The organism is Pseudomonas sp. PvP100 (assembly GCF_017833055.1).
Lineage (GTDB): Bacteria > Pseudomonadota > Gammaproteobacteria > Pseudomonadales > Pseudomonadaceae > Aquipseudomonas > Aquipseudomonas syringae.
Map to the genome: position 1 here is coordinate 1,395,572 of NZ_JAFIBO010000001.1, position 18,706 is coordinate 1,414,277.

The following is an 18,706-nucleotide window of genomic DNA, read 5'->3' on the forward strand; positions in this document are numbered from 1 at the left end:
CTCGACTTAACTGAACGTTGACCGATGCCAGACAGGTGTCGGAATACTTCCAGTCATGTGCAATCACCAACAAGACCGACAAGAGGCGATGCGATGAGCAAGCACCCGAAAGTAACCAAGCCAGGCAGATCCGTGGATACCTGGGCCATTTTATTCATTGTCATTCTGGCGGTAGGTGCCGCGATGTTCTGGGCCAGCAGCCGATGACGGGTCGATAAAGGATCTGCCGAAGCTGAACATGGCTTCTGGCGAAGCATCGCCATTTTCATTGAAAGCGATGTTGCCGCCTGATCACTCAGGCGGCAGATAACCGGTCAGGCGTTACTCGTCGTAGCCCAGGTTCGGAGCCAGCCAGCGTTCGGTGACGCTCAGGTCCTGTCCCTTGCGGGCGGTGTAGCTTTCGACCTGATCCTTGTCGACCTTACCCACGGCGAAGTACTGCGCCTGAGGATGGGCGAAATACCAGCCGCTGACTGCTGCAGCCGGGAACATCGCGTAGTGCTCGGTCAGGAACACACCGCTCTTGCCTGCGGTGTGTTCGGCGCTGCCTTCCGGCAGCGGATCGAGCAGGGCGAACAGGGTGCCTTTTTCCGTGTGGTCGGGGCACGCCGGGTAGCCGGGTGCCGGGCGGATGCCTATGTATTGCTCCTTGATCAGCGCCTCGTTGTCCAGCGCTTCGTCCTTCGCATACCCCCAGTATTCCTTGCGCACTCGCTGGTGCAGCCATTCGGCGCAGGCTTCGGCGAGACGGTCGGCAAGCGCCTTGACCATGATCGAGTTGTAGTCGTCGCCCTTATCCTGATACGCCTTGGCGACTTCCTCGGCACCGATGCCGGCAGTGGTGATGAAGCCGCCGATGTAGTCGGTCAGGCCACTGTCCTTGGGTGCAACGAAGTCGGCCAGCGAGAAGTTCGGCTTGCCGTCGGGCTTGATGGTCTGCTGGCGCAGGTGATGCAGCCTGGCCAACGGCTTGCCGTCGTCGCCATAGACTTCCAGATCATCGTCATTGACCTGATTGGCCGGCCAGAAGCCGAATACCGCGCGAGCGCTGATCAGCTTCTCGTCGATCAGCTTGCGCAGCATCTGCGTTGCGTCGGCGTACAGCGCAGTGGCCGCTTCACCGACCACCTCATCGGTGAGGATGCGCGGGTATTTGCCAGCCAGGTCCCAGGAAATGAAGAACGGCGTCCAGTCGATGTACTCGGCCAGCACGTTCAGGTCGATATCCTGCAGCACCCGAGTGCCAGTGAACGTCGGTTGGGCAGGGGTGTAGTTTTCCCAGTCGAACTGCGGCTTTTTAGCCACTGCAGCAACGTAGCTCAGGCGCTCGGTGCGCGCGCTGCGTGCCGAGGTACGTTCACGCACTTCGATGTATTCGAGTCGGGTTTTTTCAATGAAGGCCGGCTTCAGCTCTTTAGACAGCAACTGGGTCGCGACGCCGACTGCTCGGGAAGCATCGGTGACGTAGATCACTGCGTCATTGCTGTATTTGGGCTCGATCTTCACCGCCGTATGCGCCTTGGACGTGGTCGCGCCGCCGATCATCAGCGGCAGGTGGAAGTCCTGGCGCTGCATTTCCCGTGCAACATGCACCATTTCGTCCAGGGACGGCGTGATCAGGCCGGACAGGCCGATGATGTCGCATTTCTCGTCGCGGGCCACTTGCAGGATTTTTTCGGCAGGCACCATCACGCCCAGATCGACGATGTCGTAGCCGTTACAGCCCAGTACCACGCCGACGATGTTCTTGCCGATGTCATGCACGTCGCCCTTGACCGTCGCCATCAGGATCTTGCCCTTGGCTTCGGGCTTGTCGCCCTTTTCCAGCTCGATGAACGGAATCAGGTGCGCCACTGCCTGCTTCATCACGCGCGCGGACTTGACCACCTGGGGCAGGAACATCTTGCCTGCGCCAAACAGGTCGCCGACCACGTTCATGCCTGCCATCAGCGGGCCCTCGATCACTTCGATAGGCCGCGCGAATCCAAGACGCGACTCCTCGGTGTCCTGGACGATGTGCGTGGTGATGCCTTTGACCAGCGCGTGTTCCAGACGCTGATTGACCGGCCAGCTGCGCCATTCTTCGGTTTCGGCTTCCTTGACGCTGCCATCACCCTTGAACTTGTCGGCAATCGCCAGCAACGCATCGGTACCCTCTGGATTGCGGTTGAGCACAACGTCTTCGACACAGTCACGCAGTTCAGCGGGAATCTGGTCGTAGATTTCCAGCTGCCCGGCGTTGACGATGCCCATGCTCAGGCCATTGCGGATCGCATGCAGCAGGAACACCGAGTGGATCGCTTCACGCACCGGGTTGTTGCCGCGGAACGAGAACGACACGTTGGACACACCACCCGAGGTCAGCGCATACGGCAGCTCGTCTCGGATGTAGGCGCAGGCGTTGATGAAGTCCACGGCGTAGTTGTTGTGCTCTTCGATGCCGGTGGCGATGGCGAAGATGTTCGGGTCGAAGATGATGTCTTCCGGCGGGAAGCCCACTTCGTTGACCAGAATGTCGTAGGAGCGCTTGCAGATTTCCTTCTTGCGCGCCTCGGTATCGGCCTGACCCTGTTCGTCGAAGGCCATGACTACCACGGCCGCGCCGTATCGTTTGCACAGCCGCGCGTGATGAATGAACTGCTCGACGCCTTCCTTCATGCTGATGGAGTTGACGATGCCCTTGCCCTGGATGCACTTGAGGCCGGCCTCGATCACTTCCCACTTCGAAGAGTCGATCATGATCGGTACGCGGGAGATGTCCGGCTCGGCTGCGATCAGGTTGAGGAAGGTCACCATGGCCTTCTTCGAGTCGAGCATCCCTTCGTCCATGTTGATATCGATCACCTGGGCGCCGGCTTCGACCTGCTGCAGGGCAACTTCCAGGGCTTCGGTGTAATTGTCTTCACGGATCAGGCGGGCAAAGCGGGCGGAGCCGGTGATGTTGGTACGCTCGCCGACGTTGACGAACAGCGACTGGCGATCGATGGTGAATGGTTCGAGGCCTGAGAGGCGGCAGGCCTTGGGGATGTCCGGAATTTCCCGCGGCGCGTAACCCGAAACCGCCTCGGCAATCGCCTTGATGTGCGCCGGGGTGGTACCGCAGCAGCCGCCGACGATGTTCAGGAAGCCGCTCTGGGCGAATTCTTCGATGATCTTTGCCGTCTGGCTCGGCAGTTCGTCGTATTCGCCAAATGCATTCGGCAAGCCAGCGTTGGGGTGCGCGGACACATGGGTGTTGGCTTTATTGGCCAGCTCTTGCAGGTAAGGGCGCAGCTCGCTGGCGCCCAGTGCGCAGTTCAGGCCGACCGAGATCGGTTTGGCATGGCTGATCGAGTTCCAGAACGCTTCGGTGGTCTGGCCGGACAGGGTGCGCCCCGAGGCATCGGTGATGGTCCCGGAGATCATGATCGGCAACTCGAAGCCCACTTCTTCGAATACACCCTGCACGGCAAAGATCGCCGCCTTGGCATTGAGTGTGTCGAAAATGGTCTCGATGAGGATCAGGTCGGCACCGCCTTCGATCAGCCCCTTGGTCGCTTCGGTGTAGTTCTCGACCAGTTCGTCGAAGGTCACATTACGATAGCCGGGGTTGTTGACGTCCGGCGACAGCGAGCAGGTGCGGCTTGTAGGGCCCAGCACGCCGGCCACGAAGCGCGGCTTGTCCGGGGTTTCCAGTGTCTTGGCGTCTGCGACTTTGCGTGCCAGGCGTGCGCCTTCGACGTTCAGCTCGTAGACGATCGATTCCATGCCGTAATCGGCCTGGGACACCTGGGTGGCGTTGAATGTGTTGGTTTCAAGGATGTCGGCGCCGGCATCCAGATAAGCCTTCTCAATGGCGCCGATCACATCAGGGCGGGTCAGGATCAACAGGTCGTTGTTGCCTTTGACATCGCTTGGCCAGTCGGCGAAACGTTTGCCGCGATAATCCTGTTCTTCGAGCCTGTAGCTCTGGATCATGGTGCCCATGCCGCCATCAAGGATCAGGATCCTCTGTTTCAGAGCAGTGAGAAAGGCTTGATGGCGGGCGCTGCGGTCAGACATGGGGGCTACCTTGAGAAGGTCGATTCTTTAAAGAACGGGATGATAGCAAACCGGAACGGTTTTGGTGGTGTTGCGCCTTTTGCATGAAAATCATTCATGTTGGAGCGGGTGATGCCCTTGTAGAATCGTGCCATTTTAATATCAGAGCCCATGGCATATGCAGCACCGTTTGTTGGCAAGCGTCGCCTTGCTTTTTATCTGCTGTGCTGTCCAGGCCCAGACTCCTGCACCCCCCGTCACACCGGCATCCCCGGCGATTTCCTATGTAAAGGACATCCAGCCGATCCTCACCGAGAAGTGCGTTGCCTGCCACGCCTGCAATGACGCTCCGTGCCAGCTGAACCTGGGCAGCGGGGAAGGCGTCAGCCGTGGTGCCAGCAAGGTCTCGGTCTATCAGGGCGAACGCAGCGAGGCGGTTGCGCCGACGCGCCTGTTTTATGATGCGCGTGACACCGACGCGTGGCGCGGCAAGGGTTTCTACTCAGTATTGGAAGCTCAGGGCAGCCAGGCGGCATTGATGACGCGCATGCTTGACCTGGGGCGCAGCGCACCCTTGCCAGCCAACAGCAAGATTCCGGATGACATCGCGCTGGGCATCAATCGCGAAAACGTCTGCCCGCTGCCCGGCGAATTCACTGCTTATGCGGCTGCCCACGCGCAGCAGGGCATGCCGCTGGCGGTCGCCGGCCTGACCGATGCCGAATACCAGACCCTGCGGCGCTGGCTGGCCGCCGGTGCGCCGGTCGAGCAGCAGGCCATTACCCCGAGTGTCACCGAGGCGGCGCAGATCAATGCCTGGGAGGCGCAGCTCAACGAACCTGGGGCGAATCAGGCGCTGGTCGGTCGCTGGCTGTTCGAACACCTGTTCCTGGCGCACATCTATTTCGAAGGCGGTGAGGCGGGGCACTTCTTCCAGTGGGTGCGCTCGCGAACTCCAAGCGGTAAACCTGTGGACCTGATCGCGACCCGTCGTCCCGACGACGATCCGGGCAGCGACTTCTATTACCGGCTGATCCCCGTGCAAGGAGTGATCGTTCACAAGACCCACATTACCTACGCCATGAGCCCGCAGAAGCTGGCGCGGGTCAGGCAGCTGTTCTACGGGGCCGACTGGAAAGTCAGCGCATTGCCGGGCTACGGCCCTGGCCATCGTGCCAATCCGTTTCTGACCTTCGAAGCCATCCCGGCAGCGGCGCGTTATCAATTCATGCTCGACAACGCCGAATATTTCGTCCGCACGTTCATTCGCGGGCCGGTCTGTCGCGGGCAGATCGCCACAGACGTGATTCGCGATCAGTTCTGGGTGCTGTTTCAGGACCCGTCCCATGATCGTTACATCACCGATGCGACGTATCGCGGGGAGGCCACGCCATTGCTGGCCATGCCGGGGCAGAACGATGACGTGGGCAGCGTGCTGAGCCTGTGGCTGTCCTACCGCGACCGACGCAATGAGTATGAAGACCTGCGCCGCGACAGTTACGCGAAAATGCCTGCGCCGGGCTGGAGCACGCTGTGGGCAGGCAATGACAATGCCTTGCTGACCGTTTTCCGCCATTTCGACAGTGCGTCGGTCAATAAAGGCCTGATTGGTGACGTGCCGCACTCCATGTGGCTGTTCGATTACCCGTTGCTGGAGCGTACCTATTACCAGCTGGCGGTGAACTTCGACGTCTATGGCAATGTTGCACATCAGGCCCAGACGCGACTGTATTTCGACTTGATCCGCAATGGCGCCGAGATCAACTTCCTGCGCCTGATGCCTGCCGACCTGCGTGAAGACATGCTCAGTGATCTTTATCAGGAGGGCGGCAAAATCAAGATGTGGCTGGATTACCAGAAGATCGACGACGATACGCCGACGGGCATCAAGCTCGATGAAAAGGCCGCGCAGCGTGACTTTGCGTCCAGGCTGATTGAGCGCTTCGGCACATTGAATGCTGCACCTGACCCGATCAACCGCTGCACCGGGGCGTATTGCTCGCGGCCTGGCCTCGACAGCAGCTTCGCTCAGGCAGAACAGGCGCTGAGCCGATTGACGTCGCGTCCTGCGGCGGGTCTGAAGGTCATCGATCAGTTGCCGGAAGCGAGCATGCTGCGGATTGAGGGCAGCAATGGCAAGCGCGTGATCTACAGCATGCTGCGCAACCGCGCGCACAGTAATGTCGCGTTTCTGCTGGGCGAGTCGTACCGCTATATTCCGGGCCTGGACACATTGACTGTCTACCCGGGCGTGCTCAGCAGTTACCCGAATTTCATTTTCAACATTCCAGTCGCACAGGTGCCGGCCTTTGTCGATGCCATGCAGCAGAGCAAGGATCAGGCGAGTTTCGAACAGATCGTCCGGCATTGGGGCATCCGCCGTACTCATCCGCTGTTCTGGAGCTACTTCCACGATCTGAATCGCTACGTTCAGGAAACTGAACCGCGCGAAGCCGGTGTGCTGGACATGAATCGCTACGAGAACCTCTGAAAAACGGGGGCTTCACGCCGCAGGCCCTTGTGTAACATGGCCTGCGGCCATCTTTACTTCCTGAACGAAATGTATCTTGCGCGATCTTTTTTTCAAAAAGGTGGTCCGAAATGGTGCGCGTCATAGGCCGGTTTATTCAGCGGCCCATGATTGAAAGTCAGGAAGTAGAGGTTTTTCGTGATGTTGATTTCAGTTCAGGCCCTACGGGCGTTCGCAGCGTGGGTCGTGGTGTGTCATCACTTCATGCAGATTTTTTTCGATTTCAAGGCCAGCGGCCCGGTAGGGCAGTTCTTTGTGTCAAAGGGCGCGGTCGGCGTCGATATCTTCTTCGTCATCAGCGGTCTGGTGATCTTTTTGTCTACGCAGAACAGCGACATGCCGGCACGGCGCTTCATTCTGCATCGCCTGATTCGCATCGTTCCGGCCTATTGGCTATACACCGCCGCCATGGCGTTGTTGCTGCTGATGGCAGCGCCGATGCTCCCGCACCAAGTCATCGGCTGGCAGAATTTTCTCTTGTCACTGGTGTTCATTCCTTCCGAAAACCCCGGTGGTTACGGTCTCTACCCGACGCTCAACGTTGGCTGGACGCTGAACTACGAGATGTTCTTCTACCTGCTGTTTTCGATGGTATTCCTCTTCAAGCAGCGCCACCGGCCGTTGATCATTGCCGCAGCGCTGTTTGCGGTCAGTGAGGTTCTGGCTCGCGCCGGGCTGATCAGCCGCTTCTACGGCAACGACATCATTTACGAATTCCTGCTGGGGATCGGTATCGGCATCCTCTATCGCAGGGGCTTGATCAAACAGGCGCTATGGCTGCCGCTGGCAGGCATTGCGGTGGGGCTGTATGCAATTAATAACCTGACCAACGAGCAGCGCCTGCTCAACTGGGGCCTGCCGAGTGCCTTGATCGTGTTGTCGTGCATCTCGCTGGAACCGTATTTCCAAGGCAATCGCCTGCTCAAGGTGCTGGGTGACTGCTCGTATTCGGTGTACCTGCTGCACGTTCTGGTGCTGTACGGTGGCTTGCTGATGGCGCAGCGCTTTGGTCTCAATCCCTATGTGGTCTTCGCCTTCTGCGTGCCGATCATCGCCATCGGTGCCTGGGTCAGTTATGAGTGGGTCGAGAAGGGCCTCTACCGCCGGATGAAAGCCTGGCTGGATGCGCGCAGGGCGGTCAGTCAGGCGCAAGCATTAACCTGACAAAAATACTGGGACTTTGTGTGAAGCGGCCGATTGGCGTAAACTGCACGCACGTCTGCGAGGAATTTTCATGACCGCTATCACTATTACCGATGCCGCCCACGATTATCTGGCCGATCTGCTGGAAAAGCAGAATACCCCGGGCATAGGCATCCGCGTATTTATCACCCAGCCCGGCACTCAGTACGCCGAAACCTGCATTGCCTACTGCAAGCCGGGTGAAGAGAAACCGGAAGACAAAGCCATCGGCCTGAAGAGCTTCACGGCCTGGATCGACGGCTTCAGCGAGGCCTTTCTGGACGATGCAGTGGTCGACTACGCCACCGACCGGATGGGCGGCCAGCTGACCATCAAGGCACCGAACGCCAAAGTGCCGATGGTTAATGCCGACAGCCCGATCAACGAGCGCATCAATTACTACCTGCAAACCGAGATCAATCCTGGCCTCGCTAGCCATGGCGGTCAGGTCACGCTGATCGATGTGGTCGAGGAAGAGGCGAAGAACATCGCCGTCCTGCAGTTCGGTGGCGGTTGCCAGGGCTGTGGTCAGGCAGATGTCACGCTGAAGGAAGGTATCGAGCGCACGCTGCTTGAGCGTATTCCCGAGTTGTCGGGCGTTCGCGATGTTACCGACCATACGCAGAAAGAAAACGCCTACTACTAAGCGTCTCTTCGCTGCACAGAAATTGCTGCACGAAAACGCCCTGACTGTTCAGGGCGTTTTCATGTGCGGCGGTTGACGAGCGTCAGTCCAGCTCCACCAGTATCGCGCCTTCGTTGACCATCTCGCCCTCGTGGCAGTAAAGCGCGGTAATCACCCCGGCGCTGGCGGCGCGGATGCTGTGTTCCATCTTCATGGCTTCAAGCACCACCAGTTGTGCGCCAGGCTCGACAGCCTGCCCCACTTCAACCAGTACCCGTACGATGCTGCCGTTCATCGGTGCTGTCAGGCCTCCATGCTGACCTTCACCGACGTCTACCTGGGCGATGGCGTCCAGGCGCGTGACGGTATGCACCTCGCCTTGCCATTCGAGATACAGCGTACTGCCGCGTCGTATCGCCAGGTGTCGTTGGCGCACACCGTTGTGCTCGACCTGCAGATGCTCGCCACTCAGAGTGAATAACGAGGCGCTGCTGTGGCGCAGGCAGGTGTTGCGGATCTGACCGTTGCAGCTCAGTCGCACATCCGTCTGCGCAGGCAGACCGGCGCGAAAGCCGCTGCTGACTGCCCAGGGCGAATATGGATCGGCTTGATCGATGCGTGCCGGTTCGCTCTGGCTGAAGGCCTCGGCGGCGGCCTGCCAGAATGTCTCGTCCGGCTCGTCGGTTTGCGGCAGCAACTGCGCCTGATAGCGTGGAATGAAGCCGGTATCAAGCTGCGCGGCGGCGAACGCTGGATGCGCGATGATTCTGCGCAGGAAGGCCAGGTTGGTCCTCACTCCGCCCACGGCAAATTCATCGAGCATGGCCAGCAGGCGCAGACGGGCCTGCTCGCGGTCTTCACCCCAGGCAATCAGCTTGCCGAGCATCGGGTCGTAGAAGGGCGAAATGCTGTCGCCCTCGGCAACGCCGCTGTCCACCCGCCTGCCGGGGCCGGGCGCAGGCTCTCTGTAGAGCTCCAGCGTGCCGGTGGCCGGGAGAAAGTCGTTGGCCGGGTCTTCGGCGTACAGACGGACTTCGATGGCATGGCCGGTCAGGGGCACCTGCTCCTGGGTGATGGGCAGCGATTCGCCTCTGGCGACACGGATCTGCCATTCCACCAGGTCCAGCCCGGTGATGTACTCGGTGACCGGGTGCTCTACCTGCAGACGGGTATTCATTTCCATGAAGAAAAACTCGCCGCGTGCGTCCAGCAGGAACTCCACCGTACCCGCACCCACGTAGCCGATGGCCTGTGCGGCTTTCACCGCGGCTTCGCCCATGGCTTTGCGCAATGAAGCCGTCAGGACGGGCGCCGGTGCTTCCTCGACGACCTTCTGGTGTCGGCGCTGAATGGAGCAATCGCGCTCATTGAGGTACAGGCAGTGGCCATGCCGGTCGGCAAACACCTGGATTTCGACGTGGCGCGGGGTGAGCACGTATTTCTCCACCAGCATTCTCGCGTCGCCGAACGAGGACAGCGCCTCGCGTTGCGCTGAAGCTAGCGCTTCGGCCAGCTCGCCAGTGTGCTCGACCACTTTCATGCCTTTGCCGCCGCCGCCCGCGGTGGCTTTCAACAGCACCGGGTAGCCGATGCGCTCGGCCGCGGCACGGAACGTCTCGATGTCCTGTGCTTCACCGTGATAGCCAGGCACCAAAGGCACGCCTGCCTGCTCCATCAAGGCCTTGGCGGCGGATTTGCTGCCCATGGCATCGATGGCCGAGGCGGGTGGACCGAGGAAAATCAGCCCGGCGTTTTCGATGGCACGCGCAAAATCGGCATTTTCAGACAGAAATCCGTAGCCGGGATGGATCGCGTGCGCGCCACTCGCCCTGGCGGCTTCGATAAGCCTGTCGATCGCCAGATAACTGTCTGCGGCCTTGCTGCCGCCAAGATCCACACGGAGATCGGCCTCGCGGCTATGGCGTGCGTCACGGTCGATGGCGCTGTGCACGGCGACCGTGGTAAGGCCCATGTTTTTCGCCGTGCGCATGATGCGGCAGGCAATCTCGCCGCGGTTGGCAATCAACAGCGTGGTCAGCTCGGGCGTGCTCATGATTGCGAGTCCTTCTGCGGTTCGTGCCCGGCTGCCGAGACTGTTGTAACGGGATCGCCAGGTGGCTGATCCTTGACGGGCTGCCAGCCGGGCGTGCGTTTCTGCAGAAAGGCGCGCAGGCCTTCCTGCCCTTCGGCACTGGTACGGATGCGCGCGATGGCGCTTTCGCAGTAGCGGCGTAGCGAAGGGGTCAGCTCGCCGTTGCCGACCTCGCGCAACAGTTCCTTGCTGACGCGCATGGCTTGCGGGCTGTTGAGCAGCAGGTTGTCGACCCAGTGCTGCGTTTGGTCTTGCAGCTCTGCAGCGGGGTAGCACTCGGCGACCAGACCGATCTGCTGCGCCCGCTGGCCATCGAAGCGCTCGGCCGTCAGGGTGTAGCGTCGCGTGGCGCGTTCGCCGATGGCCTTTACCACGAATGGGCTGATGACCGCTGGCGCCAGGCCGATGCGCACTTCTGACAGGCAGAACTGCGCATCCGCCGCTGCAATGGCCATGTCACAGCAACTGATCAGGCCCAACGCGCCGCCGAATGCTGCGCCCTGTACCACAGCGAGCGTCGGGATTTTCAGCCTGGCGAGGCCGTACATCAGCTCCGCCAGTTCGCGGGCGTCGTCCAGATTGGTGTTGTAATCCAGGTCTGCTGCCTGCTGCATCCACGCCAGGTCGGCACCGGCACTGAAATGCCGGCCACGGCCACGCAGCAGCAGAAAGCGCAGGCTGGCATCGCCTTGTACCTGGTCCAGCGCGATAATCAGCTCGCGGATCATCTGCGCGTTGAAGGCGTTGTTCTTGTCCGGTCGATTCAGCCACAGCGTGGCAAAGCCACGTGGGTCGTTGATCAGCTCTATGGTTGCGAATGAGGTCGAAGTCATGATCATTTCCCGGCTCACATTCGGAACAGGCCGAAGGTGGTAGGTTCGATGGGCGCGTTGAGCGAGGCGGAGAGGGCAAGCGCGAGAATTTCGCGGGTTTGTGCCGGGTCGATGACCCCGTCGTCCCACAGGCGGGCGCTGGAGTAGTAAGGATGGCCCTGATGCTCGTACTGATCGAGAATCGGCTGTTTCAGTTCGGCCTGCTGTTCGGCGCTGAACGCCTGACCAGCACGTTCGGCCTGTTCGCACTTGACCTGCACCAGCACGCCGGCTGCCTGTTCGCCGCCCATCACGCCGATCCGCGCGTTGGGCCACATCCATAGAAAGCGCGGATCATAAGCGCGGCCACACATACCGTAATTCCCCGCGCCAAAACTACCGCCGATAATCACCGTGAATTTTGGCACCTTGGCGCAGGCCACGGCGGTCACCAGCTTGGCACCATGCTTGGCGATGCCGCCCGCTTCATACTTCTGGCCGACCATGAAGCCGGTGATGTTCTGCAGGAACAGCAGGGGGACGCCTCTCTGGCAGGCCAGCTCGATGAAGTGCGCGCCTTTCTGTGCCGCTTCGGCGAACAGGATGCCATTGTTGGCGAGGATCGCGATCGGGTAGCCATGCAGACGCGCGAAGCCACAGACCAGCGTGGTGCCGAACAGGGCCTTGAATTCGTCGAGTACCGAGCCATCCACCAGCCGCGCGATGACTTCCCTCACGTCGAATGGCTGTTTCGTGTCGGCGGGGATGATGCCGTACAGGTCATCGCCGGGGTACAGCGGTGCAATGGGCGCGACGGTGTTCAGTTGGCCCTGCTTGCGCCAGTTAAGATTGGCGATGCTGCGGCGCGCCAGTGCAAGCGCGTGATCGTCATTGTCTGCGTAGTGATCGGCCACGCCGGACGTGCGACAGTGCACATCGGCACCGCCCAGTTCTTCGGCGCTGACCACTTCGCCGGTTGCTGCCTTGACCAGCGGCGGGCCGGCCAGAAAGATCGTGGCCTGCTGGCGCACCATGATCGCCTCGTCGGCCATGGCAGGTACGTATGCGCCACCTGCGGTACAGGAGCCCATGACCACCGCTATCTGGGCGATTCCTTGCGCGCTCATGTTGGCCTGGTTGAAGAAGATCCGCCCGAAGTGTTCGCGGTCCGGAAACACTTCATCCTGACGCGGCAGGTTGGCGCCGCCGGAATCCACCAGATAGATGCATGGCAGGCGGTTCTGCTGGGCGATTGTCTGCGCGCGCAAATGCTTCTTTACGGTCAGCGGGTAATAGGAGCCGCCTTTGACCGTGGCATCGTTGGCGATGATCATGCATTCGACGCCCTCGACCCGGCCGATTCCGGCGATCACACCAGCGGCAGGTACCTCTTCGCCGTATACCTCATGCGCAGCCAGTTGGCCGATTTCCAGAAACGGTGAACCGGTGTCCAGCAAACGGTTGATACGCTCGCGCGGCAGCAACTTGCCGCGTGAGGTGTGGCGCTCCTGGGCTTTGCGGCCGCCCCCTTGCTGGACGTTGCTCAACAGCGAACGCAGTGCTTCGACCTGCTTGAGCAGGGCGTCGCGATTGAGGATAAATTCAGGCGATCGGGTGTTGATTCGGGTTTGCAGAATGGTCATGGTGGCTCCCCAATCAACGGGTTTCGTTGAACAGTTCGCGACCGATGAGCATGCGCCGGATTTCACTGGTGCCTGCACCGATCTCGTAGAGTTTGGCATCGCGCAATAGTCGGCCCGCCGGGAACTCGTTGATGTAGCCATTGCCGCCCAGAATCTGGATGGCCTCCAGCGCCATCTGCGTGGCGCGCTCGGCGCTGTACAGGATCACCCCTGCAGCGTCCTTGCGAGTGGTCTCGCCGCGGTCACAGGCCTGGGCGACCGCGTACAGGTAGGCCCGGCTGGCATTGAGCTGGGTGTACATGTCTGCGACCTTGCCCTGAATCAGCTGAAACTCGCCGATACTCTGGCCGAACTGCTTGCGGTCGTGAATGTAGGGCACCACCACGTCCATGCACGCCTGCATGATCCCGGTCGGTCCGCCAGAGAGCACGACGCGCTCGTAATCGAGGCCGCTCATCAGCACTCTGACCCCGCCATCAAGCACGCCCAGCAGGTTCTCCTCGGGCACCTCGACATCATCGAAAAACAGTTCGCAGGTGTTAGAGCCGCGCATGCCCAGCTTGTCGAACTTGCTGCCCCGCGAGAAGCCTTTCCAGTCGCGTTCGACGATAAACGCACTGATGCCGTGGGCTGCCTTTTCCAGATCGGTCTTGGCGTAGATCACGTAGGTGTCGGCATCCGGCCCGTTGGTGATCCATGTCTTGCTGCCGTTGAGCACATAATGATCACCGCGCTTGTCGGCGCGCAGTTTCATCGACACCACGTCCGAGCCTGCATTGGGTTCGCTCATGGCCAGCGCGCCAACGTGTTCGCCGCTGATCAGCCTGGGCAGGTAACGGGCCTTTTGTGCCGGGCTGCCATTGCGGTTGATCTGGTTAACGCAGAGGTTGGAATGCGCACCATAGGACAGCGCCACCGATGCCGATCCACGGCTTATTTCTTCCATGGCTACGACGTGCGCCAGATAACCCAGGCCCGCGCCACCGTATTCTTCGCTGACAGTAATCCCCAGTACGCCCATTTCACCGAACTTGCGCCACATGTCGGCGGGGAACAGGTTGTCCTTGTCGATCTGCGCTGCGCGCGGGGCAAGCTCTGCGGCGACGAAGGACTGCAACTGATCGCGCAGCATGTCGATGGTTTCGCCCAGGGCGAAGTTCAGGCTGGGGTAACTCATGGGGCATTCCTTTTTTGTTCTTGAGTGGCGCTTTGTTCTTGGATGGCGCGTCTTTCTGGAAGCGGCTATAGCGTCTATCAGCTATGACCTTTACGTTAACGTAAACCTGTAGGGTTTTGCTGTCAACGCCGATGCCTATGCCGATGCCGACGAAGAGCGATGAGCCTGTATTTTTCAGTCATGAGAGGAGAGGGCGGAAAGCCGGAAAGCACGAAGGGGAGCCTGGGCTCCCCTTCAAGGTATGTTGCTACGCTCTTTTTTGTTGTTCGGGAGGCCTGTTGTTGTTTTTGGCGACCTGACCCTTCACATCTTTTTTGAGCGGTCCACATGCTGGACCAAGAGCAAACGTATTTTTTTGAGCGCTGATTACACTTTCATCGTAGCGATCCAACCAGTTCGGCAGCTGCCTCAGGGCAGTTTTGTTGTTCTCTGTCTGGCTGCGAACAACTTGCGAAGCAAGCGATTCAGAAAAGCTATCCACTTCAAAAAAATCTGTTAGCTACGCCTCTGTCCGTGTTGTTCTTGTTATGTCAGAGCCGGTACGTATTGTTTTTATTAGGTTGCTGCGTGTTTTTATTTTTGTTGTACAAGGGATATAGCAGGACCCGTGCCAGGTTTTCAAAACCCCTGTAATACCGGGGGATGACCTTGTTTTTCCGGCATCGGGCCGTTTGATTCTGCGGCCGAGTGTTTCCGTGTTACCCGTTTGTCTCTGCTCGACGCGGGGCACAGTAACACTCTGTGGCAAGTTGTCGCACCCTGTTACCGACAGGTGACAGTGCTACGCAGACAGTCTGGCCTTGGCCACGCGAGAGCCATTGCTGCGTTGCAGCACGTCGCAGATGCGCTGGCCCGCCGCGATGACCTGGTCCAGATCGACCCCGGTTTCGATACCCAGCCCCTGCAACATGTACAGCACGTCTTCAGTGGCAACATTGCCGCTGGCCCCCTTGGCGTAAGGGCAGCCACCGAGGCCGGCCACGGAGCTGTCGAACACCTGGATGCCTTCCTCCAGGCTTGCATAGATGTTTACCAGCGCCTGGCCATAGGTGTCGTGGAAGTGGCCGGCCAGCTTGCCGCGCGGTATCTGTGCAGCCACGGCATTTAGCAGCGCCCGTGTGGCGCCCGGCGTTCCGGTTCCGATGGTGTCGCCCAAGGAAATTTCATAGCAGCCCATCGCGTGCAGTTGGTTGGCGACCGTCGCGACCTGTTCGGGCGAAACGGTGCCCTCGTAAGGGCAGCCCAACACGCACGACACATACCCTCGAACCCTCACGCCATGCATGCGTGCTGCTTCCATGACAGGCGCGAAGCGTTCCAGGCTTTCGCTGATCGAGCAGTTGAGGTTGCGTTGCGAGAACCCTTCGGTCGCCGCTGCGAACACCGCGACTTCTCTGACCCCGGCAGCCAATGCGTCTTCGAAGCCGCGCAGATTCGGCGCCAGAGCCGAATAGATAACGCCTTCACGGCGCTGGATCCGTTCGAACACCTGCGCGGAGCCCGCCATCTGCGGCACCCATTTGGCCGAGACAAAGCTGCCGACTTCGATGTGGCTCAGCCCGGCTGCCGTCAGGTCATCCACCAGGCGCACCTTGGCGTCGACACTGATGGGTTGTGCTTCATTCTGCAGGCCGTCACGCGGGCCGACTTCGACGAGATTCACCTTTTGCGGGACGGACATGGCGGCGCCTTTGTGGTGAGTGCGAATGGGTCAGAGTGGGGCAGCAGCGGTCTTATCGAGTGCGGCTCGGCAGCGCTCTTCGGCGGTGTCCAGCTCCAGCTGCATCTGGCGTATGTCCAGCAACTGCTGTTCCAATTGATCACGGCGTTCGGCGATCTTGCCCAGCATGGTCTGCAACTGCTTCTGATTGCCGCCGGCAGGGTCATACAACGAGATCAGTTCCTTGCACTCTGCCAGGGAAAAACCGATGCGTTTGCCTCGCAGGATCAGTTTCAGGGTGACCTTGTCACGCGCCGTATAGATACGTTCCAGGCCCTTGCGTTCAGGGCTGAGCATGCCTTGCTCTTCGTAAAAGCGTATGGCGCGGGTGGTGATGTCCAGCTCGCGGGCGAGTTCGGAAATGCTGTAGGTGTGACTGCTCATGGCGTGGCTCGGCGAGGGTTGCAGCCGCAAAGCTAAGGGCTGCTTTACGTTTACGTCAAGCAGCAGTGGCGATGCCCGAGCTTGAGCGGTCGCCAACCTTTGCTTCGAAACAACATTAAGTTAATAACTTAACTTATTAATAATCAATAAGTTGAGTTAAATATTTCATGCATTTTCGAGGTTTTGTTCCTGCGCCACAACCCGCTGTGAAAGTTCGATGATCTGTTCGCGCATCCAGCGGTTGGCCGGGTCCTGGTCGGTGCTTTCATGCCAGTACAGGTGGGTCTCGACCGACGGAACGTCGCTGACTGGCAGGTAGACATAGTGCAAGTCATTACGACGGGCGAAGCGTTCGGGCACGGTCATGACCATGTCGGTTTGCTGCAGCACCTGGGTTGCCATCATGTAGTGTTGCGAGCGCAACGCGACCCTGCGCTGGATGCCCATCTTGCCGAGCGCCAGATCCACATGGCCCAACCCGCTGCGGCGGCTTGAGATATGGATATGTGACTGGCTCAGGTAATCGTCTAGGGTCAGCGCGGCCTTGTTCGCCAATGGATGCCCCTTGCGCATGCCACACACATAGCGGTCCTCCATCAGCTTCACGTGGCGCACCTGCGGATCAGTGTTGAGCGGTGCGTCCACAGCGAAGTCGAGGCGTCCTGCGGCCAGTTCCTTGGTGGTTTCCCGGCGCTTGGACAGAAAGCTTTCGATGGTCACTGCAGGTGCCAGACGCCGCAATCGCTGGAACAGCGCCGGCAGAATCACTGCCTCGGTCAGGTCGGTCATGCTGATGCGGTAATTCTTGTTGGCCTGCAGCGGGTTGAAGATGCGACTTTCCTGCACCGATACCCTGAGCAACGAAAGCGCGTTGCGCACCGGGCCGATGATGTTTTGCGCCATCGGTGTCGGCACCATGCCCTGTGCCGTGCGCACGAACAGCGGGTCGTTGAAAGTCTCGCGCAGCCGCGCCAGTGCGTTGGAGACCGCAGGCTGGGTAATGCCGACAATCTGTCCGGCGCGGGTCAGGTTGGCTTCGGTGTAGATGGCGTCGAAGACAATGAAAAGGTTGAGATCGACCTTGTTCAGGTTCATTGATGGGGCGCCTCGTGCCGTTATTGTGATTGATTGTTTAGAGGGGTGGTAATGCCGCAAGGGTGACGGATCATATATCGGTTATGAATGTTTATACACGCTGGGAATAGATTAGATAAATGTGCAGCGTTTCTCTAGCATCGCGTTCATGACTTCGACAACCTGATCGACACGGTGGCGACCCCATGGATTTTGCGTACTCCCCGAAGGTGCAGGCCCTGCGTGAACGCGTCACGGCGTTCATGGATGCCTACGTTTATCCGGCCGAGCCGGTTTTCGAGCGGCAAGTGGCCGAAGGGGATCGCTGGCAGCCCACGGCAATCGTGGAAGAGCTCAAGGCCCGGGCCAAGTCCGAAGGATTGTGGAATCTGTTTCTGCCCGACTCCGGACTGGGCGCCGGCCTGAGCAATCTGGAATATGCGCCGCTGGCGGAAATCATGGGGCGCTCATTGCTCGGTCCGGAGCCCTTCAATTGCTCGGCGCCTGACACTGGCAACATGGAGGTACTGGTCCGCTATGCCAGCGAGGAACAGAAAGCCCGCTGGCTCGAACCGCTGCTGCGTGGTGAGATTCGCTCTGCCTTTGCCATGACCGAGCCCGACGTAGCCTCGTCGGACGCCACCAATATGGCCGCGCGCGCCGAGCGTGACGGTGACCAGTGGGTCATCAACGGTCGCAAGTGGTGGACCTCCGGTGCCTGCGACCCGCGCTGCAAAATCCTTATATTCATGGGCCTGAGCAGTCCTGAGGAGCCGCGCCATCAGCAGCATTCGATGATTCTGGTACCGGTCGATACGCCCGGCGTGAAGATCGTGCGGCCACTGCCGGTGTTCGGCTATGACGATGCGCCCCATGGTCACGCCGAAGTGCTGTTCGAAAACGTCAGGGTCCCGTTCGAAAACGTGCTGCTCGGTGAGGGGCGGGGGTTTGAAATCGCACAGGGAAGGCTCGGGCCGGGGCGCATTCACCACTGCATGCGCTCGATCGGCATGGCGGAGCGGGCGCTGGAGCTGATGTGCAGACGTTCCATTGACCGCGTCGCGTTCGGCAAGCCGTTGGCCAGGCTGGGCGGCAATATCGACCTGATCGCCGACTCGCGCATGGAGATCGACATGGCACGCCTGCTGACCCTGAAGGCCGCGTACATGATGGATACTGTCGGCAACAAGGTCGCCAGGAGCGAAATCGCGCAGATCAAGGTGGTCGCGCCCAATGTGGCGCTGAAGGTCATCGATCGGGCGATCCAGATGCACGGTGGCGCCGGGGTTTCCAGTGATTTCCCGCTGGCCTACATGTATGCCATGCAGCGTACGCTGCGTCTGGCTGACGGCCCGGATGAAGTGCATCGCGCTGCCGTCGGCAAGTATGAGTTGGGCAAATATATGCCGGCAGGTACCACGCGCAGCAGCTCCTAGCTACCGGTCGA

At 60.0% G+C, this 18,706-nt stretch carries 13 protein-coding genes; 5 read left to right on the top strand and 8 right to left on the bottom strand.

Going from position 1 to position 18,706, the window contains the following annotated elements:
* Nucleotides 1-321: 321 nt before the first annotated feature.
* A complete protein-coding gene (metH, locus tag JOE39_RS06200) occupies nucleotides 322-4,041 on the bottom strand; it encodes a methionine synthase (protein ID WP_210077705.1) in 3,720 nt (1,239 codons plus the stop codon).
* Between the two features lie 337 nt (nucleotides 4,042-4,378).
* Between metH and JOE39_RS06205 the strand changes: the two genes are divergently transcribed.
* The 3 genes from JOE39_RS06205 to nfuA all read left to right on the top strand — a co-directional run bounded on the left by JOE39_RS06205 (nucleotide 4,379) and on the right by nfuA (nucleotide 8,378).
* Nucleotides 4,379-6,511 carry a fatty acid cis/trans isomerase gene (locus tag JOE39_RS06205; RefSeq protein ID WP_174518694.1) on the top strand — a complete coding sequence of 711 codons (2,133 nt, stop codon included), beginning with the start codon at nucleotides 4,379-4,381 and terminating at the stop codon, nucleotides 6,509-6,511.
* A gap of 180 nt (nucleotides 6,512-6,691) precedes the next feature.
* Complete coding sequence (locus JOE39_RS06210; RefSeq protein WP_032661608.1) at nucleotides 6,692-7,714, top strand: acyltransferase; 1,023 nt, start codon at nucleotides 6,692-6,694, stop codon at nucleotides 7,712-7,714.
* Between the two features lie 70 nt (nucleotides 7,715-7,784).
* Complete coding sequence (gene nfuA / locus JOE39_RS06215; protein ID WP_002553665.1) at nucleotides 7,785-8,378, top strand: Fe-S biogenesis protein NfuA; 594 nt, start codon at nucleotides 7,785-7,787, stop codon at nucleotides 8,376-8,378.
* A gap of 82 nt (nucleotides 8,379-8,460) precedes the next feature.
* On the opposite strand, the gene JOE39_RS06220 is transcribed toward nfuA, so the two are convergent.
* The 4 genes from JOE39_RS06220 to JOE39_RS06235 are packed head-to-tail and all read right to left on the bottom strand — an operon-like array spanning nucleotide 8,461 to nucleotide 14,081.
* On the bottom strand, nucleotides 8,461-10,410 hold the full coding sequence (locus JOE39_RS06220; protein WP_046265926.1) for an acetyl/propionyl/methylcrotonyl-CoA carboxylase subunit alpha: 1,950 nt from the start codon (nucleotides 10,408-10,410) through the stop codon (nucleotides 8,461-8,463).
* Nucleotides 10,407-11,282 carry a gamma-carboxygeranoyl-CoA hydratase gene (locus JOE39_RS06225; RefSeq protein WP_024649200.1) on the bottom strand — a complete coding sequence of 292 codons (876 nt, stop codon included), beginning with the start codon at nucleotides 11,280-11,282 and terminating at the stop codon, nucleotides 10,407-10,409. Before JOE39_RS06225 ends, JOE39_RS06220 begins: the two co-directional genes overlap by 4 nt.
* 14 nt (nucleotides 11,283-11,296) lie before the next feature.
* Nucleotides 11,297-12,904 (bottom strand): carboxyl transferase domain-containing protein, encoded by a 1,608-nt coding sequence (locus JOE39_RS06230; RefSeq protein WP_046265927.1) that lies wholly within the window; start codon nucleotides 12,902-12,904, stop codon nucleotides 11,297-11,299.
* A 13-nt stretch (nucleotides 12,905-12,917) separates the two neighbouring features.
* Nucleotides 12,918-14,081 carry an isovaleryl-CoA dehydrogenase gene (locus tag JOE39_RS06235; protein WP_010411635.1) on the bottom strand — a complete coding sequence of 388 codons (1,164 nt, stop codon included), beginning with the start codon at nucleotides 14,079-14,081 and terminating at the stop codon, nucleotides 12,918-12,920.
* A gap of 241 nt (nucleotides 14,082-14,322) precedes the next feature.
* On the opposite strand from JOE39_RS06235, the gene JOE39_RS06240 reads away from it, so the two are divergent.
* Nucleotides 14,323-14,580, top strand: a complete 258-nt coding sequence (locus JOE39_RS06240; RefSeq protein WP_210077703.1) for a hypothetical protein — start codon at nucleotides 14,323-14,325, stop codon at nucleotides 14,578-14,580.
* A gap of 282 nt (nucleotides 14,581-14,862) precedes the next feature.
* Here JOE39_RS06240 and JOE39_RS06245 read toward each other — a convergent pair whose 3' ends face one another.
* The 3 genes from JOE39_RS06245 to JOE39_RS06255 form a co-directional block, all read right to left on the bottom strand.
* Nucleotides 14,863-15,762, bottom strand: a complete 900-nt coding sequence (locus JOE39_RS06245; protein ID WP_210077701.1) for a hydroxymethylglutaryl-CoA lyase — start codon at nucleotides 15,760-15,762, stop codon at nucleotides 14,863-14,865.
* Between the two features lie 30 nt (nucleotides 15,763-15,792).
* Nucleotides 15,793-16,185: a MerR family DNA-binding transcriptional regulator gene (locus JOE39_RS06250; protein ID WP_003410292.1), complete on the bottom strand. Its 393-nt coding sequence runs from the start codon at nucleotides 16,183-16,185 to the stop codon at nucleotides 15,793-15,795.
* A 165-nt stretch (nucleotides 16,186-16,350) separates the two neighbouring features.
* Nucleotides 16,351-17,280 carry a LysR family transcriptional regulator gene (locus JOE39_RS06255; RefSeq protein WP_210077698.1) on the bottom strand — a complete coding sequence of 310 codons (930 nt, stop codon included), beginning with the start codon at nucleotides 17,278-17,280 and terminating at the stop codon, nucleotides 16,351-16,353.
* 185 nt (nucleotides 17,281-17,465) lie between these two features.
* Here JOE39_RS06255 and JOE39_RS06260 point away from each other — a divergent pair, with 185 nt between their 5' ends.
* The gene (locus JOE39_RS06260; RefSeq protein WP_210077696.1) at nucleotides 17,466-18,695 is read left to right on the top strand and encodes an acyl-CoA dehydrogenase; all 1,230 of its coding nucleotides are present in this window, start codon (nucleotides 17,466-17,468) and stop codon (nucleotides 18,693-18,695) included.
* Nucleotides 18,696-18,706: the final 11 nt, after the last annotated feature.